At 43.7% G+C, this 25,109-nt stretch carries 23 protein-coding genes; 17 read left to right on the top strand and 6 right to left on the bottom strand.

The window, feature by feature from the left end:
- The first annotated feature begins 261 nt into the window (after positions 1-261).
- Entirely contained in the window at positions 262-642 is a 381-nt protein-coding gene (locus IGI84_RS03355) for a MerR family transcriptional regulator (protein WP_005225166.1), read from the top strand.
- 58 nt (positions 643-700) lie between these two features.
- Positions 701-2,041, top strand: coding sequence for a type I glutamate--ammonia ligase (gene glnA, locus IGI84_RS03360; protein ID WP_005225167.1), 1,341 nt, complete (start codon positions 701-703; stop codon positions 2,039-2,041).
- Positions 2,042-2,361: 320 nt separating this feature from the next.
- Here the strand turns inward: glnA and IGI84_RS03365 are convergent, their stop codons facing one another.
- Positions 2,362-2,751, bottom strand: a complete 390-nt coding sequence (locus IGI84_RS03365) for a DUF1093 domain-containing protein (RefSeq protein ID WP_005237494.1) — start codon at positions 2,749-2,751, stop codon at positions 2,362-2,364.
- Positions 2,752-2,985: 234 nt separating this feature from the next.
- On the opposite strand from IGI84_RS03365, the gene IGI84_RS03370 reads away from it, so the two are divergent.
- Positions 2,986-3,588, top strand: a complete 603-nt coding sequence (locus IGI84_RS03370; RefSeq protein WP_220426764.1) for a LysM peptidoglycan-binding domain-containing protein — start codon at positions 2,986-2,988, stop codon at positions 3,586-3,588.
- 124 nt (positions 3,589-3,712) lie between these two features.
- Here the strand turns inward: IGI84_RS03370 and IGI84_RS03375 are convergent, their stop codons facing one another.
- Positions 3,713-4,876 (bottom strand): epoxide hydrolase family protein, encoded by a 1,164-nt coding sequence (locus tag IGI84_RS03375; RefSeq protein WP_081119088.1) that lies wholly within the window; start codon positions 4,874-4,876, stop codon positions 3,713-3,715.
- Positions 4,877-5,104: 228 nt separating this feature from the next.
- Here IGI84_RS03375 and nagB point away from each other — a divergent pair, with 228 nt between their 5' ends.
- Together nagB and IGI84_RS03385 are read left to right on the top strand one after the other, a co-directional pair.
- Positions 5,105-5,806 carry a glucosamine-6-phosphate deaminase gene (gene nagB / locus IGI84_RS03380; protein ID WP_005225171.1) on the top strand — a complete coding sequence of 234 codons (702 nt, stop codon included), beginning with the start codon at positions 5,105-5,107 and terminating at the stop codon, positions 5,804-5,806.
- 230 nt (positions 5,807-6,036) lie between these two features.
- Complete coding sequence (locus tag IGI84_RS03385) at positions 6,037-6,747, top strand: MgtC/SapB family protein (protein WP_008377072.1); 711 nt, start codon at positions 6,037-6,039, stop codon at positions 6,745-6,747.
- Between the two features lie 61 nt (positions 6,748-6,808).
- Here IGI84_RS03385 and IGI84_RS03390 read toward each other — a convergent pair whose 3' ends face one another.
- Positions 6,809-7,633, bottom strand: coding sequence for a DUF92 domain-containing protein (locus IGI84_RS03390; protein WP_081119086.1), 825 nt, complete (start codon positions 7,631-7,633; stop codon positions 6,809-6,811).
- Positions 7,634-7,769: 136 nt separating this feature from the next.
- Here IGI84_RS03390 and IGI84_RS03395 point away from each other — a divergent pair, with 136 nt between their 5' ends.
- The 6 genes from IGI84_RS03395 to IGI84_RS03420 all read left to right on the top strand — a co-directional run bounded on the left by IGI84_RS03395 (position 7,770) and on the right by IGI84_RS03420 (position 15,849).
- Positions 7,770-9,077 carry an NAD(P)/FAD-dependent oxidoreductase gene (locus IGI84_RS03395; protein WP_081119085.1) on the top strand — a complete coding sequence of 436 codons (1,308 nt, stop codon included), beginning with the start codon at positions 7,770-7,772 and terminating at the stop codon, positions 9,075-9,077.
- Complete coding sequence (locus tag IGI84_RS03400) at positions 9,067-10,509, top strand: helix-turn-helix domain-containing protein (RefSeq protein WP_081119084.1); 1,443 nt, start codon at positions 9,067-9,069, stop codon at positions 10,507-10,509. Before IGI84_RS03395 ends, IGI84_RS03400 begins: the two co-directional genes overlap by 11 nt.
- A gap of 131 nt (positions 10,510-10,640) precedes the next feature.
- The gene (gene glpK / locus IGI84_RS03405; RefSeq protein WP_005225176.1) at positions 10,641-12,161 is read left to right on the top strand and encodes a glycerol kinase GlpK; all 1,521 of its coding nucleotides are present in this window, start codon (positions 10,641-10,643) and stop codon (positions 12,159-12,161) included.
- A 3-nt stretch (positions 12,162-12,164) separates the two neighbouring features.
- Positions 12,165-13,994, top strand: coding sequence for a type 1 glycerol-3-phosphate oxidase (gene glpO / locus IGI84_RS03410; protein ID WP_081119083.1), 1,830 nt, complete (start codon positions 12,165-12,167; stop codon positions 13,992-13,994).
- The gene (locus tag IGI84_RS03415; RefSeq protein WP_005225178.1) at positions 13,987-14,703 is read left to right on the top strand and encodes an MIP/aquaporin family protein; all 717 of its coding nucleotides are present in this window, start codon (positions 13,987-13,989) and stop codon (positions 14,701-14,703) included. Before glpO ends, IGI84_RS03415 begins: the two co-directional genes overlap by 8 nt.
- Positions 14,704-14,793: 90 nt before the next feature.
- On the top strand, positions 14,794-15,849 hold the full coding sequence (locus IGI84_RS03420) for an alpha/beta hydrolase (protein WP_368255496.1): 1,056 nt from the start codon (positions 14,794-14,796) through the stop codon (positions 15,847-15,849).
- Positions 15,850-15,908: 59 nt separating this feature from the next.
- Here the strand turns inward: IGI84_RS03420 and nrdF are convergent, their stop codons facing one another.
- From nrdF to nrdH, 3 genes are all read right to left on the bottom strand, one after another.
- Positions 15,909-16,874 carry a class 1b ribonucleoside-diphosphate reductase subunit beta gene (gene nrdF / locus IGI84_RS03425; RefSeq protein ID WP_005225180.1) on the bottom strand — a complete coding sequence of 322 codons (966 nt, stop codon included), beginning with the start codon at positions 16,872-16,874 and terminating at the stop codon, positions 15,909-15,911.
- A 97-nt stretch (positions 16,875-16,971) separates the two neighbouring features.
- The gene (gene nrdE, locus IGI84_RS03430) at positions 16,972-19,131 is read right to left on the bottom strand and encodes a class 1b ribonucleoside-diphosphate reductase subunit alpha (protein WP_008377092.1); all 2,160 of its coding nucleotides are present in this window, start codon (positions 19,129-19,131) and stop codon (positions 16,972-16,974) included.
- A 97-nt stretch (positions 19,132-19,228) separates the two neighbouring features.
- Positions 19,229-19,453 (bottom strand): glutaredoxin-like protein NrdH, encoded by a 225-nt coding sequence (gene nrdH, locus IGI84_RS03435; protein WP_005225182.1) that lies wholly within the window; start codon positions 19,451-19,453, stop codon positions 19,229-19,231.
- A gap of 357 nt (positions 19,454-19,810) precedes the next feature.
- On the opposite strand from nrdH, the gene IGI84_RS03440 reads away from it, so the two are divergent.
- The 6 genes from IGI84_RS03440 to IGI84_RS03465 all read left to right on the top strand — a co-directional run bounded on the left by IGI84_RS03440 (position 19,811) and on the right by IGI84_RS03465 (position 25,099).
- Positions 19,811-20,281 (top strand): FeoA family protein, encoded by a 471-nt coding sequence (locus IGI84_RS03440; RefSeq protein ID WP_142962983.1) that lies wholly within the window; start codon positions 19,811-19,813, stop codon positions 20,279-20,281.
- Positions 20,278-22,416: a ferrous iron transport protein B gene (gene feoB, locus IGI84_RS03445; RefSeq protein ID WP_368255499.1), complete on the top strand. Its 2,139-nt coding sequence runs from the start codon at positions 20,278-20,280 to the stop codon at positions 22,414-22,416. The genes IGI84_RS03440 and feoB overlap by 4 nt, the downstream gene beginning before the upstream one ends.
- Positions 22,413-22,544 carry a hypothetical protein gene (locus IGI84_RS03450; RefSeq protein WP_005237465.1) on the top strand — a complete coding sequence of 44 codons (132 nt, stop codon included), beginning with the start codon at positions 22,413-22,415 and terminating at the stop codon, positions 22,542-22,544. Before feoB ends, IGI84_RS03450 begins: the two co-directional genes overlap by 4 nt.
- A 429-nt stretch (positions 22,545-22,973) precedes the next feature.
- The gene (locus tag IGI84_RS03455; protein ID WP_200126030.1) at positions 22,974-23,420 is read left to right on the top strand and encodes a PTS sugar transporter subunit IIA; all 447 of its coding nucleotides are present in this window, start codon (positions 22,974-22,976) and stop codon (positions 23,418-23,420) included.
- 1 nt (position 23,421) lies between these two features.
- Positions 23,422-23,787: a PTS sugar transporter subunit IIB gene (locus IGI84_RS03460; RefSeq protein ID WP_430600765.1), complete on the top strand. Its 366-nt coding sequence runs from the start codon at positions 23,422-23,424 to the stop codon at positions 23,785-23,787.
- A 25-nt stretch (positions 23,788-23,812) separates the two neighbouring features.
- Positions 23,813-25,099, top strand: coding sequence for a PTS ascorbate transporter subunit IIC (locus IGI84_RS03465; RefSeq protein ID WP_077454019.1), 1,287 nt, complete (start codon positions 23,813-23,815; stop codon positions 25,097-25,099).
- Positions 25,100-25,109 lie beyond the last annotated feature (10 nt).

Genomic DNA, 25,109 nt, shown 5'->3' on the forward strand with positions numbered 1-25,109 from the left:
TTTTTGTGGTGACAAAATTATGGGAGCGTAAGTGGTTTGACTTTCTTCAAGTGCAAAACCCGAACATTTTTGGCTAAGGCACCATTTCTTCCAGAAAAAGGACTGCTTGAACATGCGATCAAATCAAGGACTCAGTGGAAAAATCAAAAAAATTTGCATTCATGTCACTTTTTCTAACATGAGGGGTTGACACGCAAAAAAAGAATTGGTATAGTTTCCATAAAGTTACGCAGCATCATTGAAACGGAGGGGAGCCAAGTTATGCGGGAAAAAGAATTGCGGCGCTCAATGTCAGTCTTTCCTATCGGAACAGTCATGAAATTGACCGATCTCACCGCCCGTCAAATTCGTTATTACGAAGAACAAGAATTGATCCACCCGGAACGCAGCGATGGCAATCGACGAATGTATTCGCTGAATGATATTGATACCTTGCTAGAGATCAAAGACTATCTTTCCGATGGACTGAACATGGCGGGAATCAAACGAGTTTATGAAATGAAAGTTGCCAAAGAAAAAGAAGCGAAGAACAAACCGCCGCTGACCGATGAAGATGTACGTCGAATTTTTTATGATGAACTCTTGGCTCAAGGTGGATTGAATCAACAACAGCCATACCAGCAAAAAGGTCCACGAATGTAGAGCATTAGTAGATCATTGCTGTGATATAAAAAAGAATTGGGAAAAAGGAAGGGATACTATGCCAAAATTTGAAAGAACTGCCGAAGACATCAAACAAATCGTAAAGGATGAGAACGTGCGCTTTTTACGCTTGATGTTTACTGATATTTTAGGAACGAACAAGAACGTTGAAGTACCTGTAAGTCAATTAGATAAAGTACTGGAAAACAAAATGATGTTTGACGGTTCTTCTATTGAAGGATTTGTCCGTATTGAAGAAAGTGACATGTATCTGTATCCTGATTTGTCCACCTGGATGATCTTCCCTTGGGAAAGTGAACATGGCAAAGTGGCTCGTTTGATCTGTGATATCTACAATCCAGATGGCACCCCATTTGCAGGCGACCCTCGCGGCAACTTAAAACGGGCATTAGCTGACATGCAATCCCTTGGTTTTACTTCTTTCAATCTTGGACCAGAACCCGAATTTTTCCTATTCAAATTAGATGAAGCAGGCGAAATCACAACTGAATTAAACGACAAAGGCGGCTACTTCGATTTTGCCCCAACCGATCTAGGGGAAAACTGCCGTCGCGATATCGTATTAGAATTAGAAAGCCTTGGCTTTGAAGTTGAAGCGTCTCACCATGAGGTGGCACCAGGGCAACACGAGATCGACTTTAAATATGCGGATGCAGTGGAAGCATGTGACAACATCCAAACCTTCAAGCTTGTCGTGAAAACTATTGCTCGTAAACACGGCTTGCATGCGACCTTTATGCCAAAACCATTATTTGGCATAAACGGTTCAGGCATGCATTGCAACATGTCCTTGTTCAAAGGTGATGAAAATGTCTTCTTTGATGAAGAAGGACCAATGCAATTAAGCCAAACAGCGTATCACTTCTTAGGCGGTTTGATCGAACACGCCCGTGCTTACACAGCTGTCTGCAACCCAACCGTCAACTCTTACAAACGCTTAGTGCCAGGTTACGAAGCGCCTGTATACGTGGCATGGTCAGGACGCAACCGTTCACCATTGATTCGGGTACCAGAATCAAGAGGCTTGTCAACACGTTTGGAATTGCGTTCAGTTGACCCATCCGCTAACCCATACTTAGCAATGGCTGTTTTATTACAAGCAGGACTTGATGGCGTTAGACGTGAGTTGACACCACCACCAGCTGTCGACCGCAACATCTACATCATGAACGAAACAGAACGTGCAGAAGCACAAATCGAAGATCTGCCATCAACGATTCACAATGCCATCAAAGCATTGCGCAAAGACCAAGTGATGATCGATGCCTTAGGCAAACACATCTATGCCAACTTTGTCGAAGCAAAACGATTAGAATGGGCAGCCTTCCGCCAAACAGTCTCCGAGTGGGAAAGAGAACAATACTTGGAACTCTATTAAAATCGAAAAAAAAGCCGCTAGAGATAAACAATCTAGCGGTTTTTTTATGATGAAACCAGCGTTTATCCTATTGATTCTGGTTTTATTTATTTCCGATCGTCAATAGCTGCTTGATCAAAATTTGAGAAAAAAACCATTGCAAAGCTAGAGCGGTTCTGTCTATAAGAAGCGTAAATCTTGCCTGACCATTGAGAAAAAATAAAAAATACCAGTCGGGCTAGGACTGGTAAGAGGAAGAAAAATAGTTTTGGTATAACGTTAGCATAGCCGGTCAAAGTAAAATGAACCTTAAAAAGTAGAAAGTTTCTTGTAAGAAGTCTTTATTCGTCAAAGGTTTCCAGCTCAGACAGTATTTTTGCTGGGACTTCTGATTGAGGGACTTCATTGGGACCCGAGATGACACGGGTTTTACTGATCTCTGCTTTGACTAAGGTATTTGGCGCGAATGGCTTCACATTTTCACCAGAAAGATCATAGGTCATGAGTTCTTTCTCGCCGTTTTTCTTAACAAACTCAAACGTGTACTTATACGTAAAGGAGCCATCGATTTTTTCACCGGAATCGCTGTACGTTTGGGTCTTTTCTGGGACTTTGTTGGGCGTGATGGCATAAGCCGTTATCCCTTGATAAGTTGTTGTATAGTACGTATAGCCAAAGTAGCCACCTACTGCTAAAATCAAAACGCCAAGCGTCAAAAGTAGTTTTTTCATGTGCATCGATCCTTTCAATTACTGGGTTTACTATAGCATGATGGAGCCAAAATCATTCATCGAAATGGATAACAATATTGTAAGTTTACTGATTATCAACAAAAAGCTTGTAACTTTCTGTTTAACAATTGTGATAATGAAAAATATTTCTGAAACCTTCTTGCAATATTGTAATGTTATTCTCTTACTTGTGCCCGATAGCGGGACAAATAATCAAAAGAGAGGTTTTTTCATTTGAAAAAATTTGCATTTACAGTTGTTGCAGGATTTGGTTTATTCGTTGGAGGAACAGTTGTTTCAGCAGCAGAACAAACCCATGTTGTCGAACCAGGAGACACCCTATCTGGGATCGCTGCTACTTATCAAACAACGGTCGAAGATCTTTTAGCTTTGAATGATTCGATCGAAAATCCAAATATGATTTTTGATGGCGAAACATTGTTGGTTTCTAACGATGGCCAATCAGTAGAAAACAAAGAAACAAGTACGAAAGAAAGCACAGAAAAAAGTGAATCTACAGCGACTGCTAACGTGAGTCAAACCCGTTCAAGCATTCCTGGTGCTGGTTCTGGTGTCTTGAATCCAGTGGACGGTATCAACTACTTCAATGGTGTGAGAGAATCGTACTACTCACAAAAAGTCTTGCCAGGAGGCGGATTGAACATCCCTGGTCGCTATGTAGCATCAGACGGAACCATCCGTGATGCCGATGGGTACATCGTTGTTGCCAGCGACAATCAACCGAAAGGTTCGACCGGTCAATCATCCTTAGGTGCCTATAAAGTCTATGACACAGGTGTTGGTCATAGCGGTATTGATGTTTATACGAATTGGTAAGCAAGTAAAACTTGATCGAAAAAACTACTATACTATAACTGAAGCGAGCATTTAGTTTTGAACAGCTCGTCGCAGACGCTAAAAAAGCTGCGCCCATCAACTTTTAGGGCACAGCTTTTTTTATTTACTCCTTTGTTGTATCAGTTACTGTAGAAAAGAAAGCGCGGATATGGCTCGCAAGCAAAGCTGGACATTCAGCAGCTGCGAAATGCCCGCCAGTGTTAAGCTCTTCCCAGCGAAGGATCTTCGGGAAAAGTCTTTCTACGTACTCTTTTGGCGGACGTTCATGAGCTTGGGAAGTTAGTAAAACACCTAAAGGTACAAATGAACGGTCGAATTGGTTAGGCCACTGTGTATATTGGCCTTCATAGTAGAAGCGATTTGAAGAATTGATCGTTTCGGTAAACCAGTAAATAGACACATTGGTTAAGAGTGTGTCCAAGTCAAAGTGATAGTGGGTGTCTTCCTCATTCTGCATTGACCATAAATGCCATTTTTCAATAATGAAGGCAGCTAAACCTACAGGTGAATCATTGAGTCCATAAGCATACGTTTGTGGTTTTGTACCTAAACTATGAGCATAGCCACCTTCTTTTGCATACCAACGTTTACAAAGTGCCAAATATTCTGTTTCTGCTGTGCTCATAGGCGTTTCATCTGTTATAAGAGGACTAGGGTTTCCCGGTGAGGTGGTATGGTAGCCAATCACATTGTCTGGGTGATCCAAACATAGGAGACCGGCGATACTTGCTCCTAAATCATAACCATGAATTCCGAATTGATCATAGCCCAACCTCTTCATAAGTTTTAACAAAATCTGCCCAGCCTTGCGATCTTCAAAATGTCCCTCTTTTGGGATGTCAGAAAATCCATGTCCAGGAATCGAAGGAATGATGACATCAAAAGAAGCTTCTGGTGAACCACCAAAGGATTCTGGATCAGTTAGGAAGGGAATCAAATCCAAAAGCTCATAAATAGAACTCGGCCAACCATGGGGGATCAACAATGGTGTTGGATTGGGACCATGCCCACGTTCATGAATAAAATGAATCGTCATTCCATCAATCGTAGTTGTGAAATTGGCAAAAGCATTTATTCTCTTTTCTGCATTACGCCAATCAAATTCGTCTTGCCAATAAGAAATAATCGTTTTCATATCATCTAAAGGAATACCATAATTCCAGCCAGCATTGGCGGGTTCATCGGGATACCTTGTTAGCGCCAGGCGTTTTTTTAAGTCACTTAATGCTTTTTCTGAAATCTGTACTTCAAAAGGGCTAATTTCCATGGGACCTCCTAATAAAAATGTACTTGTTAAGAATTAGGATACATGAACGTATGTTCTTTTTACAGTTTTTCGCTTGTTGAGTCAAAATTGAACCTGATTTTTAGGATGAAGAAGACAGATTCGGCTATCAAAATAGTAAAAATCGTCATCTGGTCTAGACTAATTATTGTAATCAAACACAACCTGTGGTATTATTGGACTATACCAAATAGAAACGGAGCGCTGATCATGGAAATTATTCGCGTTAAAGATGCTGCTCAAGGCGGAAAGAAAGCTTTTGAATTGATACAAGAAGGTATGGCAAATGGCGCCAAGGTGCTAGGTTTAGCAACAGGAAGCACGCCAGAGACCCTTTATGCAGAAATGACTGCCAGTGAAGTTGATTTTTCAGAAATGACTTCAGTCAACTTAGATGAATACGTAGGACTAGGTGGCGAAGACGAACAAAGCTATCGCTACTTCATGAATGCTCATTTATTCAATAAAAAACCATTCAAAGAAACCTTCGTACCAAACGGCAAAGCGGAAGACTTAGAAGCAGAGTGCCAACGCTACGATAGCGTGATTGCGGATCACCCAGTTGATATCCAAATCTTGGGTATCGGTCAAAACGGACATATCGGCTTCAACGAACCTGGTGCATCCTTTGAAGGAACGACCTCAGTCGTTGATTTGACTGAATCGACCATCAATGCCAACAAACGCTACTTTGATAAAGTCGAAGACGTCCCGACGACGGCAATTTCAATGGGAATCGGTTCAATTATGCAAAGCAAAAAAATCATTTTGATGGCATTTGGCGAAGTCAAAGCGGATGCAATCCAAAAAATGATCGAAGGACCCGTAACCAACGAATTACCAGCTTCAGTTTTACAAAAGCATGATGACGTGATCGTGATCATCGATGAGGCTGCTGCCAGCAACCTGTAAAACAAAATCAGCCCTTTTCAGAAATAAGTCAGAAGGAAAACGCGCCATCCTTGCAGCTTCCCCCTGCGCTTGTGCAGTAATGCCAGCGCAGCTGCGAGCGATGGTTCGGATCTATCTTGCTTATTTCTGAGGAGGCTTTTTTTATTTGGCCGCTCTAGCGATGTTTTTTCCTTTTTTCCATCAGAGATGCTATAGTTAAAAGAGAGAATACGAAGAAAAGAGGGATGCAAATGGTTGATATGCATTTATCCATTCCTGAAGTAGCACTGAGGTTGCTGTTGGCGATGGTCATGGGTGGCGCGATTGGGTACGAGCGGCAGTACAAAAGCCGACCAGCTGGTCTTAGAACCCATATCTTGGTTTGCATGGGGGCTTGTGTCATTGCTTTGATCCAAGTGGAGATCGCCACAGGTGCCATGCGAGATGCGCTGGATCATCCAGATTTAGCAGGCGTGATTCGTTCGGACGAAGCACGATTGATTGCGCAAGTCGTCAGCGGGGTCGGTTTTCTAGGCGCCGGAACAATCATTGTGACGAAGCGCTCGGTGACGGGGTTGACGACGGCTGCTTCCTTATGGGCGATCGCCGGTTTAGGAATTGCCATCGGGATGGGCTTTTACACCATCGCATTAAGTAGTTTTATCGGGATCTTCTTTGCATTGACGATCGTTAAGCGGATCGTCCGCGTACCAACAGCAAAGAAATTGGAGATCCAGTACATTCATCGCACCGAGACCAAAGAGTTTTTGACGGAGTACTTCCAAGAGAAAAATATCGTGATCGAAGATGTCAATTTTGATGTCAAATTCATGGAAGACTATCGCATTTATACCAACATTTATACGATTGATCTCCCGCGAGGTCTAGGCTTTTCTGAAGTGATCGAAGAATTGTCTGTCTACAAAAATGTCACGAAGATCCGCTTGGTGGATATTGCTTAACGGATATTGAATCAAAAAGCAGCAAGACACCTCACATTAGTGAGATGCCTTGCTGCTTTTTTTATGATGCGTTAGACATTTTTAAGTAAAAGAAACACACAGTCAAAATAACGATCACGATTGAAGTCAGCAAATTGACCCCTTCATTCGTTACAAAGGAAAGACCGCCGACTTGCTTGGTCACAACGTCATGGTGGACTTTTTTTTCGGTGTATTGGTGACAGACAGGGCATTGATAGCGCACCTGAATCGTTGCGCCTAGTAAGCTGTCCAAAAGACTACCGCAAAAGCCTAAGACAGTCAAGGTCAACCAGAGATCAAAGGAGAACGGCTTGCCGTTCAACCATAAAGCTGTTGCGAATAAACCAGTGATGGCGAGACTCCCTGCTAGGGAAGCGGCAGTTCCCAACCAACTGACACCGCCGGAAAGTCCCGGTGGTAATTTTTTTCCCGTTAGTAAGTGACGCGGTGCACTTGGACTCAGCACGCCGATTTCTGAGCCCCAAGTGTCAGCTGTACAGCTAGCGATTCCCACCACAAATCCCCAAAGGAATAGCGGTTCTTTCGTCCAAAAGGCAAGCAGTAGAGCAAAGATGCTTGGTGCGATGTTCGCAAAGACTTGTTTTGCATCACGGCGAGCACCTTTGGCAAGCACAGCTGACTCTGGCTGACTGCGCATTTTCTTTAAAAGACCAATGATGCCAGAGCTGGCAAAGAAAAAGCCAATCAAAAAGATGCTGTACCACGGACCAAAGCCAATGACCAGTGTGCCGCAAAGAATCGCAGCCAGTGCGCCAGAAACAGTCAGCCACTGAAAGACGAATGCTGCCGCTGCAACGAATGTACTGGCAAACAAGCCCAGCATGAATTGATAGAAGAAAACCATTTGAACACTCCTTTGCGTATAGTGTAGCATAGGTCTCATTTATTTTACCGCAGTTAACAAAAAAATAGTCAGCTTGATAGCTTTTTACTCGTCAAATGAGAGCGTTTCATTTAAGCTAAAGGAGAGAGGTGATCCAATGAAAATCATAATTATAGGTGGGTCTTTTGGTGGTGTCAGCTGCGCCCGTGAAGCACGTCGATTATACCCTGACGCAGAGATTCTACTGATAGAAAAAAAAGCCCATCTTGGGTTTGTTCCAAGCGGCTTGTTATTGCTGATCGAAGGCAGGATCGCTTCGCTGGAAGAAGCATTCTTTTGTACGAAGGAGCAGCTGGAGGCAGAAACAATCGACGTAGCCTTAGAAGAAACCCTTCTAGAAGTCTTTCCTTCGGATCATCGGATTCGAACGGATAAGCGGGAACTAAGTTATGATCGACTCGTCTTGGCAGCAGGCTCTAGTCAGGATTCCACTGTTTTGCCACAACCAGAAGAAGCACTGCTGACCTACAAAGAATATGAAGCAGCGAAGCATTTCTTGCAGCAATTGCCCCAAGCAGAGTCGATTACCATCGTCGGTGCTGGTCAAGCGGGGATGGAAGCGGCGAATACCTTGACGGCGATCGGAAAAAAAGTCAGTGTGATCGAATCAATGTCATATCCTTTGTTCAAGTACTTTGATCGCGATTTTTTGCAGCCCTTTTTAACGGAGATCGAAAAAATCCCCAACTTGCAACTGCATTGGTCGGAGCCAACTTTGGCAGTCGTCAAAACGGAAACAGGCTTTCGGATCGAAACCGCCAATCAAGGCTATGAAAGTGACCTTGTATTGACGACAGTTAACGTTCATCCTCGCTTGCCAGAGGCATTTGCGGTCTTTGAATTACACAGTGATCAAACCATCTGGACAGATGCCTACTTGGAAACTTCTGCCACGGATATTTTTGCGGTCGGCGATTTGATCCAAATTCCGAATGCTATTACGAAAGACACGGTCTATATGCCCTTAGTCAATAATGCTGTTCGCTCAGGGATCGCGGCAGCTCGCAATCTAGCAAGCAAAACAACTCCGTTTCGTGGTGGATTGCGGACAGTCGGTACACAATTGTTTGAGTGGTATTTAGCCAGTACTGGTTTGACCGAGTCGGATCAGTTTTTCTATGAATCCCCGATCGTCTGTCACACTTTTACGGCTGCCGCTTCCCTTTTTGATTCGACGCAGGTTCATGGAAAAGTGATGATCGATCAAGCCAGCGGCCGAATCGTTGGTGCGCAGCTATTATCAAAAGCCAATATTTTGGAAAAAATCAATTTACTAGCATTTGCGATCGAGCAGCAGGCAACGATGGAGGAGCTGACCCAAAAAGACTTTTTCTTCCATCCACGGTTCACGAATGTGTTGGATCAAACCTTCATATGGTCGGGAAGTGATGCCGATGAGACTTGATCAGTTATTAGAAAAAAAAGAAGCAAAGCAATTGCAGCTGCTCAAAAAACTTTTACTAGTTGGCGGTCAAATGGAGCTACATGAATTAGCGCTCTATCTTGGCATCAGTAAGCCTTCCTTGGAAAAATATGTGGAGGAGTTGCAAGATGAGCTGGCTCACTACCAAGAGCAGTGTCGATTGTATTACCGAAATGGTTCACTGGTTTTTGAAATGAGTCCCACTTTTTCCCTCAATCAAATCGAATGGGCGTTTTATCGGTCAGCATTGAAATTTCAAATTCTTGAGCATCTTTTACAACATCAAGAAGTGACGACTGTCCAGCTGGCACAAAAATTAGCGGTCAGCGAGTCATCCTTGTTTCGCAAAATCAAAGAGCTAAATGGCTTGCTAGCAGAATTCGAATTAGAGATTTGGCAAGGAAAGCTGATTGGGGAAGAAACGCAAATTCGTTATTTCTATTTTGAACTCTTTTGGTATGTCCATTCTTTCGACAGTCAGCCGCTGCCGATCGATGAAAAATACGTCGGTCTGATCACACGAGGTCTGAACATGACCTTCACGAAAGAAGCCCAGCAGCGCTTGTCCCTATGGCTGAGGATCATGAAGGCGCGACTGAAAATTGCTACTCAATCCTTTCAAGTCTTACGGGAGAAAATGGCACCTTACATGAAAGATCCTTTGTTTCAGCAATTACGGGAGTTGGTATTTCGTGGGTTTGGCCATTATGCATTAGAAGTCAGAGAAGAGGAGGCGATGCTGCACTTTGTCTTTTTACTGTCGTTCTCGGTGTTATCCGAACACGATCTGCAAGTGTATATGCTGCAGCGTTCTCGGTTTACGCCAACTGCCTTGACGGATACCTTGATTTTGGAACATATTTTGCATCTCTACCGCCCATCGTTTGTTCCCCGTGAAATCGAAGCCACTTGTTATGGTCACCTGCTGCAGATCCACAGCCGCGTCTATTTTTTCAAAGGGGATGTGGAGGTTTTTGATCGAGAAAATATTTGGCAGTTAGAAGCGCAGCTATCCAGTCGTAACATCCAGCAAATCAGTCACGAACTATTGGATAAGGCTTTAGCAGAGCTTGATATCAAGCCATCTGATAAAAATAGTTTGTTGATGATGACGATGGTCAAATACTTGAGCGTGATCACGATCATCGATTATCAAATCAATCGGGAGTTTCGCGTCGGGATCGCTTTGAAAATGGATGAACTGTTTAAAGAAGCCCTCTACTACATGTGGCTGCTGTATCTCAAAAATTTGAATGGCGTAGTTGTCGAACGCTATCGTCCAGAACAAGAATATGATTTGATCTTGGCAAATTATGCTATCGAGACGAAAACACCGACTTATCGAATCAGTGAACTAGGTACCGCTTATGATCGGGAAACGATCAAAAAAATGATCCGCGAACGCTTTCAATAGTGGATTTCGTCAATTTCTTAGAAATTTGAAAAAAAATTGACGAACCACATAGCGAAAGTTCGGCTAAAATAAAAGCAAGTCAGAAAGCGCTAACAAGAAGAGCGTATAAAAAACTAAAGGGAGCGAATCAAATGGCAGAAAAAAATTATGTAATGGCGATCGACCAAGGAACCACTAGTTCAAGAGCAATTATTTTTGATCGTAACGGGAAAAAAATCGGCAGTTCACAAAAAGAGTTTCCGCAATACTTTCCAAAATCGGGTTGGGTAGAACACAACGCCAATGAAATTTGGAACTCTGTCCAATCAGTCATCGCAGGGGCATTTATTGAATCAGGTATCCGACCAGAAGCAATCGCCGGCATCGGGATCACTAACCAGCGTGAAACGACAGTGGTTTGGGACAAAACGACAGGCCAGCCGATCGCAAATGCAATCGTTTGGCAATCCCGCCAATCTTCACCGATCGCTGACCAATTAAAAGCAGATGGCCATACAGAGATGATTCATGAAAAAACTGGGTTAGTCATTGATGCGTATTTCTCAGCGACCAAGGTGCGCTGGCTTTTAGACAATATCGAAGGGGCACAAGAAAAGGCGGATAATGGCGAGCTACTTTTCGGAACGATCGATTCATGGCTTGTGTGGAAACTGACAGATGGGCAAGTCCATGTCACCGATTACTCCAATGCTAGTCGGACGATGCTTTACAACATTCATAAATTAGAGTGGGATCAAGAAATCTTGGATCTTTTGAACATTCCAAGCTCGATGTTGCCAGAAGTCAAAAGCAACTCAGAAGTCTATGGTCACACCCGCAGCTACCATTTTTACGGCAGTGAAGTACCAATCGCTGGAATGGCTGGGGACCAACAAGCCGCCCTCTTTGGACAAATGGCCTTTGAAAAAGGCATGATCAAAAATACTTACGGCACTGGGGCATTTATCGTCATGAATACGGGTGAAGAACCACAATTGTCTGACAATGACCTACTGACGACCATCGGGTATGGCATCAACGGCAAAGTCTATTATGCCTTAGAAGGAAGTATCTTCGTTGCTGGATCAGCGATCCAATGGCTGCGGGACGGTCTACGAATGATCGAGTCTTCTCCGCAATCAGAAGAAATAGCTGCCAAAGCAAAAGGCGATAATGAAGTGTATGTGGTGCCTGCCTTTACTGGATTGGGTGCACCTTATTGGGATTCAGATGCAAGAGGAGCCGTCTTTGGCTTGACTCGTGGGACGACGAAGGAAGATTTTGTTCGGGCAACATTGCAAGCTGTTGCGTATCAATCAAAAGATGTCATCGACACGATGAAAAAAGATTCTGGCATCGATATCCCATTGCTGAAAGTCGATGGCGGTGCAGCCAAAAACGATTTATTGATGCAGTTCCAAGCGGACATTTTAGACATTGACGTGCAACGAGCTGCGAATCTGGAAACAACCGCATTAGGTGCAGCTTACTTGGCAGGGCTAGCGGTTGGCTTCTGGAAAGACTTGGATGAATTGAAATCAATGGCAGAAGAAGGGCAAATGTTTACACCAGAAATGCCAGCAGAAGAAAGAGACAATTTGTACGAAGGTTGGAAACAAGCGGTGGCGGCTACTCAGACCTTCAAATTCAAAGCGAAGAAAGAAGGCGAGTAAGCCATGACCTTTTCTCAGAAAGATCGGAAGCAAACCATTCAAGAAGCGGCAAAGACCACCTATGATGTATTGATCATCGGTGGTGGGATCACTGGCGCAGGGGTTGCTGTTCAAACCGCAGCCGCTGGGATGAAGACGGCTCTTTTGGAAATGCAAGACTTTGCCGAAGGGACGTCTTCGCGGTCCACGAAACTCGTTCATGGCGGTATTCGCTATTTGAAAACCTTTGACGTGGAAGTGGTCGCTGACACCGTGCGGGAACGGGCGATCGTTCAACAAATTGCTCCGCATATCCCGAAACCCGATCCGATGCTTTTACCGATTTACGATGAACCGGGGGCAACCTTCTCCTTGTTTTCTGTTAAAGTGGCGATGGATCTTTATGATCGCTTAGCAAATGTGACAGGCAGTAAATACGAAAATTATCTGTTGACGAAAGAAGAGGTCTTAGAACGCGAACCACAGCTGCAGGCGGAAAACTTAGTTGGTGGCGGAGTCTATCTTGATTTTCGCAACAACGATGCCCGCTTGGTGATCGAAAACATCAAACGAGCACAAGCCGATGGGGCAGCAATGATCAGTAAAGCCAAAGTCGTCGGCATCTTACATGATGAGCAAGGCATCATCAATGGGGTAGAAGTGGAGGATCAACTGACAAACGAGCGCTTTGAGGTTCACGCCAAAGTCGTGATCAACACGACCGGCCCTTGGTCAGACATCGTTCGTCAATTAGACAAGAATGATGAGCTGCCGCCACAAATGCGTCCGACGAAAGGTGTCCATTTAGTGGTCGATCGGGAAAAACTAAAAGTGCCGCAACCAACCTATTTTGATACTGGGAAAAATGATGGTCGGATGGTTTTCGTGGTACCAAGAGAAAACAAGACCTATTTTGGCACAACCGATACGGACTATACAGGCGATTTTGCCCATCCGACGGTCACACAAGAAGATGTCGATTATCTACTGACCATCGTGAATGAACGCTTCCCACATGCACAAATCACCCTTGATGATATCGAAGCGAGCTGGGCTGGTCTACGTCCATTGATTACGAATAATGGCGGTTCGGATTACAATGGCGGCGGTAAAGGCAAACTATCGGATGAAAGCTTTGAGCAGATCGTTGAAAGCGTCAAAGAATATCTTGCAGATAAGCGGCAGCGACCAGTTGTAGAAAAAGCCGTAAAACAAGCACAAGAACGAGTAGAAGCCAGCAAAGTGGATCCATCGCAAGTTTCTCGCGGCAGCAGTTTGGAACGCTCAAAAGACGGACTATTGACGTTGGCAGGCGGAAAAATCACCGACTATCGTTTGATGGCGGAAGGAGCAGTCAAACGGATCAATGAATTGCTTCAAGAAAGAGGTGCTTCCTTCGAGTTAGTGGATTCAACCACGTACCCAGTTTCTGGTGGGGAGCTTGATGCAGCCAATGTAGAGGAAGAATTAGCGAAGCTGGCTGACCAAGCGCAAGCCGCTGGGTTCAATGAAGCAGATGCGACGTATTTGGCTCATCTTTATGGGTCGAATCTTCCCCAAGTGTTGAACTACAAGACGAAGTTTGAGGGCTTAGATGAAAAAGAAAGCACTGCCTTGAACTATTCCTTGCATGAAGAAATGGTTCTGACGCCTGTCGATTATCTATTGCGTCGGACCAACCATATCCTATTTATGCGAGATACCTTAGATGAAGTCAAAGCCGGTGTCGTTGCAGCTATGACCGACTTCTTTGTCTGGGACGAGGAAGAAAAAGCAGCCCATGTAGCAGAATTGAACCAAGTGATCGCAGAATCAGATTTAACAGCCTTAAAAGGAGGAAAAAAAGATGAATGAAACAACCCAGATCTTTAGTGAATTTCTAGGAACGGCTATTTTGGTTTTGTTAGGGGATGGTGTGTGTGCGGCTGTCAATCTGAAAAAGAGTAAAGCGGAAGCCTCTGGCTGGATCGTGATCGCGATGGGCTGGGCGACAGCGGTAACGATTGCCGTTTACGTTTCAGGGTACATGGGACCTGCTCACTTGAATCCAGCCGTTACATTAGGCATGGCGATGACGGGGAATTTTTCTTGGAGCTTGGCTGTACCGTTTATGCTGGCACAAATTGCTGGTGCGATCGTAGGGGCGATCCTCGTTTGGCTCAACTACTTGCCATTATGGGATGAAACAAAAGACCAAGGCGCGATTTTAGGTACCTTTGCAACAGGGCCTGCAGTTCGTAATTTAGTATCGAATACCATCACTGAAGTGATTGGTACCTTTGTCTTAGTCTTTGGCTTATTGGCTTTTGGTGCCAATACCTTTACGGATGGATTAAATCCCATCGTCGTTGGGATCTTGATCTTAGCGATCGGGCTGTCGCTTGGTGGACCAACAGGCTATGCCATCAACCCGGCACGGGACTTAGGACCACGGATCGCTCACCAAATCTTGCCAATCAAAAACAAAGGGACTTCCGATTGGGGCTATGCGTTAGTACCAATCATCGGTCCAATGATCGGGGCAGCGATCGCAGCTGGTTTGTTTATGATGTTGCCATTATAAACGATGTTATTTTAAGGATGATGCCTATTGGTATCATCCTTTTTTAATCTTTAGCGATTGTCATTGAATTTGATAAAAAAACATGGTTAAATGAAAAAGCTGAAACAGAACGAAGGAAGGAGCTTTTGCGTGAAAAAAATTCTGCGCTTTTTCATGTGGGTGGCGATGGTCCTGATCGGACTCTTAGCTGCCGTTTTTCTGGCTTTTCAACTCTCCCCACGACCGGGGGCTTTTTTGATCGGTCATCTGTTTAACCAAGAAGTGACCATCAAGGATGAGGCAGCTTATCAAAAAAGTTTGCCGAATGTGACGGTCAAACAGGACTTGACGTATCAATCGGATTATCAACGTAGTACCTTTGATCTATATTATCCCAAAGAGGCACAAGGCCCTGTTCCAGTCATTTTTTGGGTCCATGGGGGCGGCTATGTCGGGGGAGACAAAGAAGGGGTCAAAGAGTTTGCGACCTATGTCGTCGATGAAACCAAAGCCGCTGTGATTTCGATTAATTATGAATGGGCACCAAGTCTGCATTATCCTGGACAGGTCAAACAATTAGCCCAAGCGGTAGACTCGATCAAAGCAGATGCCCAAGCATACCCCATGCTGGATTTCGATCAACTCTTCTTCGGCGGGGATTCTGCAGGAGCCCAAATTGCTGGGCAATATGTGGCGCTGCAAACCAATCCAGCGTATGCGAAGGAAATGTCCTTTGATCAAGACATTCCTGCATCGGCCCTGAAAGGGTTTATTTCCTATTGCGGACCGCTTGATTTGAAGCAGATCGCCGGGACTTCTTCGGATGATCGCTTTATGAAATTCTTTGTCAAAACGGTGGCTTGGTCGTTATTAGGCAAAAAAGAATGGCAAGATAGTCCCCAACTGCAGGAGATCTCACTGGTGGATAAATTGACGGCTGATTTTCCGCCAACGTATATCACGGATGGCAATGCCTATTCCTTTGAAGACCAAGGCATTGCCTTTGCCAACCAGCTGCAAGCTCTTGATATTCCCGTGACAAGTCGTTTTTACAAAGGGAATTCGGAAACAGTGACCCACGAATACCAATTTGATTATAGCTTGCCGCAAGCACAGGCATGTTTGACAGAAACGTTGACCTTTATCAAAGACCAGCTGGCTAACTAAAAAACACCTTGTTTCTCACCCTCTATTGGCGAGAAACAAGGTGTTTTTTTGTAAGCAAATCAATCAAGTCCGATGAAGTAGTCATCGTCTTTCATCGCTTCAACGGAACCAAGCAGATACCCGTTCCCAACTTGTGAGAAGAAGTCGTGATTGCTGGTACCAGTTGAAATACCGTTCATGACGATTGGATTGACATCGTTGGCGGTGTCTGGGAAAAGCGGGTCTTGTCCTAGATTCATCAAAGCCTTATTGGCATTGTAACGCAAGAAGGTTTTGACTTCCTCGGTCCAGCCGATCTCATCGTATAATTCTTCGGTATAACGCTCTTCGTTTTCATACAACTCATACAACAAGTCGTACATCCAGTCTTTCAGCTTTTGCTGTTCGTCTTCTGGTAATTCGTTGAAACCTAATTGGAATTTGTAGCCGATATACGTGCCATGAACGGATTCGTCACGAATGATCAATTTGATGATCTCCGCTACGTTCGCTAGTTTGTTATTACCTAAGTAGTAAAGGGGTGTATAGAAACCTGAATAGAATAAGAAGGTCTCTAGAAACACACTGGCGATTTTTTTCTCTAGCGGTGTCCCATTTTTGTAAATCTCATTGATTCGTTCGGCTTTCTTTTGCAAATATGGATTGGTGTTGGTCCATTCAAAAATATCGGCGATCTCCGCTTTTGTATTCAAGGTGCTGAAAATCGATGAATAGCTTTTTGCATGGACAGATTCCATAAATTGGATGTTGTTCAAGACCGCTTCTTCATGTGGGGTGCGGACATCTTTACGCAGTTGATCCATACCGCTTTCTGATTGAACGGTATCTAATAAGGTCAAGCCGCCAAAGACGTAGCCCACTGTCGTTTTTTCTAATGGTGATAGCGTCCGCCAATCATCAAGGTCATTTGATAAAGGGATCCGCGTATCTAACCAGAATTGTTCTGTTAATTTTTCCCAAGTGGATTTATCGATGATATCTTCAATCTCATTCCAGTTGATTGCTTCATAGTAAGTCTTACCCATAGTCGGTTCCTCCAATAATCGTATCAAGACAACAGCCGACCCGCTGTCAAGAAAGAGCAGGGGCAGGCGGTTAGTTCGTTTTCAGGCAAAAGTTGGATTAGATGACACAGCTTTCACATTGGTTGCTGCCGATCTCTTCTGCATCATCTGTAAAGGTCCGTACATAGTAGATCGATTTGATGCCTTTGTGGAAAGCGTAGTGACGCAAGATGTTCAAATCACGGGTGGTTTGTTTTGTCGTTTCTTTCCATTCGTAAAGACCTTCTGGAATATCTGAACGCATAAACAAGGTCATACTCATCCCTTGATCGACGTGTTTTTGAGCAGTTGCGTAAACATCGATCACTTTGCGCATATCCATATCGTAGGCTGATTTGTAGTAGCCGATCGTCTCATTGCTCAAGTAAGGTGCTGGATAGTAAATCTTGCCGATTTTCTTTTCTTGGCGTTCTTCGATCATCCGAGTGATTGGGTGGATGCTGGCACTCGTATCATTGATATAAGAGATCGAACCATTTGGTGCAACGGCTAGGCGGTTTTGGTGATACAAGCCGGTTTCTTTGACGGTTTGTGCCAAGGCTGCCCAATCTTCACCAGTTGGTAAAAAGACGCCTTCAAACAATGCTTTGACTTTTTCCGATTTTGGTTGGTAGTCACCTTGGATATAATCGGTGAAGTAGCTGCCATCTGCATAAGCTGATTTTTCAAAGTTATGGAAAACTTCGCCTTTTTCTTTGGCGATGGCATTGCTTTCAACCAATGTCCAATAGTTCAACAACATGAAATAAAGATCAGTAAATTCAAGAGATTCTGGTGAACCATATTCCATTTGATTTTTTGCAAAATAGGTATGCAAGCCCATTGCGCCTAAACCGATCGTGTGGTTCAAGGCATTCCCATTTTGGATCGATGGTACCACGTCAATGTCAGACGCATCAGTAACGAAGGTCAAGGCACGAGTCATTGCTCGAACAGATTTCCCAAAGTCAGGGCTGTCCATCAAGTTCACGATATTGGTGGAACCTAAGTTACAGCTGATATCTGTTCCTAAAACCTCGTATTCTTGTTTGCCGTTGATTTCAGATGGTGCTTGGACTTGAAGGATCTCGGAACAAAGATTACTCATGATGATCTTGCCATCGATTGGGTTGCTGCGGTTTGCGGTATCGATATTGATGATATAAGGATAACCAGATTCTTGCTGCAATTTAGAAATTTCGTTTTCTAAATCACGGGCTCTGATTTTGGTTTTGCGAATCCGTGGATTCATAACTAAGTTGTCGTATTCCTTGGTGATATCGACATAAGAGAAGGGTACGCCATATTCTTTTTCGACACTGTAGGGACTAAAGAGATACATTTCTTCATTTTTACGCGTCAATTCGTAAAATTTGTCAGGTACGATCACGCCTAATGATAAGGTTTTGACACGGATTTTTTCATCCGCATTTTCTTTTTTCGCTGATAAAAAGCTGATGATATCTGGGTGGAAGACGTTCAAGTAGACTACGCCAGCCCCTTGCCGTTGACCCAATTGGTTTGAATAGCTGAAGCTATCTTCAAACAATTTCATTACAGGCATTACACCACTTGCTGCACCTTCGTAGCCTTTGATAGGCGCGCCGGCTTCCCGCAAGTTTGATAATGTGATCCCGACACCGCCGCCGATCCGTGAAAGTTGCAGCGCGGAGTTGATCCCACGACCGATCGCGTTCATGTCATCAGTGATTTGGATCAAGAAACAAGAAACCAATTCACCGCGACGTTTGCGTCCTGCATTCAAGAAAGAAGGAGTTGCTGGTTGGTAACGTTGGTAGATCATTTCATCTGCCAAGCTCATGGCTAACTCTTCATTGCCATCCGCAAAGTAAAGGGCGTTGAAAGCGACCCGATCTTCGTAACGTTCTAGATACGCGGTACCATCATTGGTTTTTAGTGCGTATTGTGAATAAAACTTGTAAGCAGCCATAAATGATTTGAAAGTAAAGTGTTGCTCGTCTAAGAATTGATACAAGTCCTCAATAAAAGCAGGACGGTACTTTTTGATAAATTCTTCTTCTAAATAATCATTTTCAATCAAATAATTGATTTTGTCCATTGCAGTCGCAAAGGTTAAGGTGTTTGGTTCAACGTTTTCTTTAAAGAATGCCGCTAGGGCTTCTTTGTCTTTATTTAATGGAATTTGACCATCTACTGGACGGTTGATCTCATTATTCAATTTGAAATAACTGACATCTTTGATTTCTTTCAAGCTCATAAATGGCTAACCTCTTTTCTTGTTTTGTTCGTATAAAAAAGGACTTGCGGTCTGGACGACTGACAAATCCCTCAAAAGCATCACATTGAGAAAAATCTTAGCTCGCTAATTGACGTAGTTGATCTGGACGGAAACCGATGATCGTTTGCGCATCAGAGGTAATGACTGGCACACTTTGGAATCCTTGTTCTTTCAAAAATTCTAATGCTTCAGGCTCATTATCGATATTGATTTCTTCAAAGGCAATCTGATTTTCACTTAAAAAGCGTTTCGCCATTTTACATTGCATGCAGTTGTTTTTAGAAAATAGTTTGATATTCATAATTGTTTCCTCCGAGTTGTAATAGTTATAAACCTAGTATAAATAAGTCTCGGAGAAAGTCAACGAAAAAACACTATATCTTGTGCTTGTGAATTCGACATACACAATTTATAGTGTTTCTGTGTTTTTTATGCAAATGAAAAAAGCGGAAAATACGTAGAATTACAAGGTTTTTGCGTAATTATTAGAGGGGATATGCAATCAAAATGAGTAAAAAAAATCTCCATTGTGAAGGAAGATTCAAAGTTAAGTCGAAAACAGATTGACTTCCTGTGGAAATGGCTCTATTATAATGATAATCATTCTCAATTAAAGTGGGTTAATTAAAACAACACTTCACAAAAGGAGTAAGAACCAATGAAAATGGCGCAAACTCGGGCTTCTGGGACATACAAAATCGACTCGTTCGCAACAACCAAAGAAATCACGGTTCATTTAAACGATCTTGGCATTCGCACGGGCGTTGAAATCGTTGTGATACAAAAAGATCGCAAAGGCGGCATCATTTTGCACCAGGGAACGCGGATTGCTTTAGATGCAAGGGTCATGGAACAAATCGATGTCACAGAGATCCAGCAGCAAACCGTCATTACCTCTTTGGATCAGCTACAAGTCGGTGAAAGCGGGAAGGTCAATCAGATTGGTGCAAAAGGTGCTTTGCGCCGTCGTTTGATGGATATGGGTCTTACGAAAAACGTTCATTTGGAAGTAGTGAAACTGGCTCCACTGGGTGATCCAATGGAGATTCGGCTCCGCGGCTATGAATTGTCTTTGAGAAAGCAAGAAGCAGCGTTGGTTTTTGTCGAAAAAGGAGTCGAAACGTTATGACCTATCACTTTGCATTAGCAGGAAATCCCAATAGCGGGAAAACAAGTACTTTCAATCAATTGACTGGTGCCAAACAAACAGTGGGCAATTGGCCGGGTGTCACCGTAGAACGTAAAGCGGGGAGACTGCGAAAAGACCGGCACGTGTTGATCCAAGATCTGCCCGGGATCTATTCCTTGTCGCCTTATACGCCGGAAGAACTGATTTCCCGCAATTATTTGATGGAGGCATCGCTGGATGCGGTAATCAATATTATTGACGGAACTAATCTTGAGCGAAATCTGTATTTAACCTTGCAATTATTAGAAATGAATGTTCCCACCGTGGCAGCCATCAACATGATCGATCTATTAAAGAAAAAAGGCTTGCAGATCAACTTCGAAAAATTGGCTTACGGATTAGGGATTCCGGTAGTGGGGATCAGTGCTTTGAAACAACGTGGTTTAGCCAAAATGATCGAGGCAGCGAAGCACGCAGTCAACACACAACAGCTCCCTCCCCGCTACGATGATCGTTTAGAAGCTGGCTTGACCGAGATTATGGCGATTTTGCCAGAGACGATCCCTCAGCAGCAAAAACGCTGGTTTGCCATAAAACTCTTTGAAAAAGATGAAGCGATTCAAGCAATGTGTAAACTGACTGATTCCCAGCAAGCAGTCATTCAGGAGACGATTTCGATTTTAGAGATGATCTTTAAAGACAGCAGTGACGCCATTCTCGTCAATGAGCGCTATGGCTTCATTGAAGAATTGTTGGCGCTGGCAGTCATCAAGGAAACAGATCAGCACTTAGCCTTCAGCGACAAAATCGACCGCGTGTTGACCCATCGCGTATTGGCGCTACCAATTTTTGCCTTCATTATGTGGGGAATCTACTATTTATCGATTCAGACGATTGGCACGATCGGCACCGATTGGGTCAATGATGTATTATTTGGCAGCTGGATACCCGAAACAGCAGCGCACTGGCTAGAACAGCTGCGGGTCGCCCAGTGGCTGCAAGAATTGATTTTGGATGGCATCGTGGCAGGGGTCGGTGCGGTCTTAGGATTTTTGCCGCAGATTTTCGTGTTGTTTTTTTGCTTGGCTATCTTGGAGGATTGTGGATACATGGCACGGGTGGCATTTGTCATGGACCGGTTGTTTCGCAAATTTGGTCTATCCGGCAAGTCGTTTATCCCTATGTTGATTGCCACAGGCTGCGGCGTGCCGGGGGTGATGGCAAGCCGAACGATTGAAAACGAAAAGGATCGTCGGTTGACGGTGATGGTCACGACCTTCATGCCTTGTTCTGCCAAATTGCCGATCATCGCATTGATCTCCGGAGCCTTTTTCCCTCATTATAGTTGGGTCGCACCATCGGCCTATTTTGTCGGCATGGGTGCTGTGATTTTTTCAGGGATCGTCTTGAAAAAAACGCCGCTTTTTGCAGGTGATCTGGCACCATTCATTATGGAACTGCCAGCGTATCATTTGCCGCAGCTCACAACGATTTTGAAAAGTGCCTGTGATCGAGCCGTTGCTTTTGTAAAAAAAGCCGGTACGATAATTTTTGTAGCTTGTATCTTTGTCTGGTTTACCTCCAGCTACAACTTTGCCTTGCAGCGGGTCAGTGAAGACCAAAGCATTTTGGCCTTTTTCGGTCGACTTTTGGCGCCGCTTTTCGCTCCCCTAGGCTGGGGAACTTGGCGAGGCGCCGTGGCGACGATCACTGGCTTGGTGGCCAAAGAAAATGTGATCGGCACCTTTGGGATTCTCTACGGACAAACCGGTGAGTTGTCAGAAAGTGGGACGGAGATTTGGCAAGTGTTGCGCGGCGATTACACTGCTGTGGCGGCATACTCTTTCCTGGTCTTTAATTTACTATGTGCCCCCTGTTTTGCTGCCATCGGTGCGATCCACCGTGAAATGGGGGACAGCAAGTGGACATGGTTAGCCATTGGCTATCAATGTGGCTTGGCGTACTGCGCCAGTTTGTTGGTCTACCAATTCGGACACGTCATCTTTGAAGGCGGACACCTCACGCTAGGTGTTTTCGCGGCAATAGTCGTTACTGGTCTATTAGTATTTGCTCTGGTGAAGAAACCATTCCGAGGGAGTGCACCCTTGATCCAAGTCGTAGGAGGCGAAAAATGATTGCTACAGTAATTCTAAGCGGACTGATCTTTGGCTATGGCGGCCGTGTGGTTTACCGCATGGTGAAAAAGGATCATTGTTCTGATTGCCACAGCAGTTGTCCCGTGAAGCATGAGGAAGCAAAGTAGAAAATAGCAGTTGCAAGTAAAAATTCGTGTGAAAATACCTACGGCTAGAAATACAATTAAAACGGTAGATCTATAGCCATGAATAGAGTGTTTGCCTTAAGAAGTTCTTAGTTTATTTAAGAGCTTCTTTTTTTGTGGATGCAAGCAAAAGATCTGTCCATTTTTGGTTCACTTTTTCCTTGATGGAATAAGTTTTGTGAACTGCTCAAGAAGGTTATCGAGAAAAAATGGAGGCTAATAAAAAAAATAGCCAGTATACCTGGTCTTTTTGAGAAGAGCAGTTCACTTAATCTGGAAGCGTGTACAAACATGTGGTCTAAAATCGTCTATTCAGGCCGAAACTTTTCACTTATAGTGTGTGTATAGGAATTATCTCGAGAAATTCTTTACTAAAACCTAAAGAAATTTTTTTAGAAAGGAAATAGTCGTTTGCAAACTACATTATTAACAAAAGAAAACATTTTACTTCAGCAAGAGAGTACCAGTTGGCAAGAAGCAATCAAAAAAGTTGCCCAGCCGTTATTGAGGAATGGCAACGTTACAAAACAGTATGTCGAAGCGATGATTCAATCCGTCTTAGATGCCGGGCCGTATATCGTGCTTATGCCTGGGTTTGCTTTGGCGCATGCCCGATCAGAAGATGGGGTTTGTCGCTTAGGACTAAGTGCGATGACATTAAATACCCCCATCTCATTTGGTTCGCCCAATGATCCAGTGAAAGTCATTTTTTGTTTAGCAGCGATAGACCCGACGAGTCATTTGGAACTGATGGGTGAGTTAGCAGAGGTTTTAGCAAGGGACAGTATCATTGATCGTTTAGCAAATGTGGAGACACCAGAAGCATTTATACAACTATTAGAAGAAACGAGGAGTTAAGATGGGATTTTTTCAAAAAAAGAAAAATGATGCATCGATCCAATCAGATGCAAAGCATAAGGCGAGTATTGGCAAGAAATATTTGATAGCGGTTGCATGCCGTGCAGGGATGGGGAGTTCAACGTTGCTTCACATAAAAGTAAAATCAGTGATTGAAGAAAACGGCTATCCTATTGAAACAATTCATGGAAATCTAGACGTTCTCATTGGTTTTACCGGCGATGCCTTTATGAGTATGGCAGATATCGCAGCGGAACCTGATTTTCAAAACAAACCTTATGAAGTCATAGGCATTCAAAATATTATGAGTAAAGAAGAGATCCAAGGAAAACTAGAAACATTTCTTGAAACGATGCAAACAAAATAAATTGATGGAGCGAGGAATAAATTGAATGGCAATTTTAGTAATGAACCAATTCAGAAATACTGCTGTGTTGCTAATGATTTTGGCTTTGATCGGGTTACTTGCACAAAGAAAGCCTGCGAAGGAGACCCTGAGCGGTGTCCTCAAAGTGGGCATTGGGTTTATGATTTTTAATATTGGTGGTGGTCATGTAGGAACGATTGCTGCAAATTTCGCCACGTTGTTTCAGACCGCATTTGGTGTTCAAGGGACGGTTCTAGCAGTAGAGCCTGCTACAGCGTTAGCTATGGATGTATATGGTTTTGAAATATCAATGATTATGGGGCTAGGGTTCATATTCGGATTAGTTATTGCGAAATTGACGCCTTTAAAATCAATTTTCTTAACCGGTCAGCATTATCTTTTCTTTGCTGCTGTCATTGGGTTGATTTTTATTTCGAATGGTATGCCCACTTGGGTAACAGTTATCTTTGGTTCTTTGGTGCTAGGTTTTGCAGGAGCAGGGTTGCCCAAATTGGCTCAGAAATATACAGATGAGCTGACAGGTAATGCAGGGGTTGCACTAGGTCACTTTAACTTGATTTTTTACTGGTTCTCAGGTGTCATCGGCAGTGTCATTGGCGGGAAAAATTGGCAAGCAAAGAAAGAGAAAGCAGCCAATCGCGAGCTTCCTGATTTCTTCTCCGTATTCCGAGATTTTGTCTTCTCTGTTGCATTTTTCATGATTATTCTTTTCTACATTGCAACGATCGCAGCAGTTATAAGTGGTCATATGGATGTCGTTCAAGAAATGGCTGGCAACGACTTATGGTTCTTGTATCCGTTGATTCAAGGGTTGCAATTTGCGGCGGGGATGTCTGTACTGATTTATGGTGTGCGTCAATTTATTGCTGAATTAACGGCTGCCTTCGTGGCGATCTCTGAAAAATATATCCCGGGATCAATGCCGGCAGTAGATGTTCCTGTGTTTTTCCAATATGCGCCAACCATGGTTCCTGTCGGTTTTATTACCTCGTTTATAGGTGGGTTAACAGCGACGTTTGCCATGGCTGCTATGGGTTCTCCCGTTGTGCTTTTGCCAGCAGCTGGGATTGCTTTTTTCTCGGGTGGAACCATGGGTGTCTTTGGTTCAATAAGAGGCGGGTTGAAAGGGGCGATCATCGCATCCTTCTTAGGCGGTATTTTGCTGACTGCATTGCCTTTGGTGCTTTTCCCAGCTTTTTCTGAATTAGGCATCACAGACGCTGGATTTCCTCAAATCGACTACAATATTATCGGAATTTTACTAGACAAAATCTTAAAACTATTTAGTTAAACAGTATGAT

The organism is Enterococcus sp. DIV0008 (genome assembly GCF_050542615.1).
Taxonomy (GTDB): domain Bacteria; phylum Bacillota; class Bacilli; order Lactobacillales; family Enterococcaceae; genus Enterococcus_D; species Enterococcus_D innesii.

Excerpts from the sequence above, each read along its gene's own strand:
- IGI84_RS03355 (WP_005225166.1), top strand. The coding sequence starts at position 262 with ATGCGGGAAAAAGAATTGCGGCGCTCAATGTCAGTCTTTCCTATCGGA.
- glnA (WP_005225167.1), top strand. The coding sequence starts at position 701 with ATGCCAAAATTTGAAAGAACTGCCGAAGACATCAAACAAATCGTAAAG.
- IGI84_RS03365 (WP_005237494.1), bottom strand. The coding sequence starts at position 2,751 with ATGAAAAAACTACTTTTGACGCTTGGCGTTTTGATTTTAGCAGTAGGT.
- IGI84_RS03375 (WP_081119088.1), bottom strand. The coding sequence starts at position 4,876 with ATGGAAATTAGCCCTTTTGAAGTACAGATTTCAGAAAAAGCATTAAGT.
- nagB (WP_005225171.1), top strand. The coding sequence starts at position 5,105 with ATGGAAATTATTCGCGTTAAAGATGCTGCTCAAGGCGGAAAGAAAGCT.
- IGI84_RS03385 (WP_008377072.1), top strand. The coding sequence starts at position 6,037 with ATGGTTGATATGCATTTATCCATTCCTGAAGTAGCACTGAGGTTGCTG.
- IGI84_RS03390 (WP_081119086.1), bottom strand. The coding sequence starts at position 7,633 with ATGGTTTTCTTCTATCAATTCATGCTGGGCTTGTTTGCCAGTACATTC.
- IGI84_RS03395 (WP_081119085.1), top strand. The coding sequence starts at position 7,770 with ATGAAAATCATAATTATAGGTGGGTCTTTTGGTGGTGTCAGCTGCGCC.
- IGI84_RS03400 (WP_081119084.1), top strand. The coding sequence starts at position 9,067 with ATGAGACTTGATCAGTTATTAGAAAAAAAAGAAGCAAAGCAATTGCAG.
- glpK (WP_005225176.1), top strand. The coding sequence starts at position 10,641 with ATGGCAGAAAAAAATTATGTAATGGCGATCGACCAAGGAACCACTAGT.
- glpO (WP_081119083.1), top strand. The coding sequence starts at position 12,165 with ATGACCTTTTCTCAGAAAGATCGGAAGCAAACCATTCAAGAAGCGGCA.
- IGI84_RS03415 (WP_005225178.1), top strand. The coding sequence starts at position 13,987 with ATGAATGAAACAACCCAGATCTTTAGTGAATTTCTAGGAACGGCTATT.
- IGI84_RS03420 (WP_368255496.1), top strand. The coding sequence starts at position 14,794 with ATGAAAAAGCTGAAACAGAACGAAGGAAGGAGCTTTTGCGTGAAAAAA.
- nrdF (WP_005225180.1), bottom strand. The coding sequence starts at position 16,874 with ATGGGTAAGACTTACTATGAAGCAATCAACTGGAATGAGATTGAAGAT.
- nrdE (WP_008377092.1), bottom strand. The coding sequence starts at position 19,131 with ATGAGCTTGAAAGAAATCAAAGATGTCAGTTATTTCAAATTGAATAAT.
- nrdH (WP_005225182.1), bottom strand. The coding sequence starts at position 19,453 with ATGAATATCAAACTATTTTCTAAAAACAACTGCATGCAATGTAAAATG.
- IGI84_RS03440 (WP_142962983.1), top strand. The coding sequence starts at position 19,811 with ATGAAAATGGCGCAAACTCGGGCTTCTGGGACATACAAAATCGACTCG.
- feoB (WP_368255499.1), top strand. The coding sequence starts at position 20,278 with ATGACCTATCACTTTGCATTAGCAGGAAATCCCAATAGCGGGAAAACA.
- IGI84_RS03450 (WP_005237465.1), top strand. The coding sequence starts at position 22,413 with ATGATTGCTACAGTAATTCTAAGCGGACTGATCTTTGGCTATGGCGGC.
- IGI84_RS03460 (WP_430600765.1), top strand. The coding sequence starts at position 23,422 with ATGGGATTTTTTCAAAAAAAGAAAAATGATGCATCGATCCAATCAGAT.
- IGI84_RS03465 (WP_077454019.1), top strand. The coding sequence starts at position 23,813 with ATGGCAATTTTAGTAATGAACCAATTCAGAAATACTGCTGTGTTGCTA.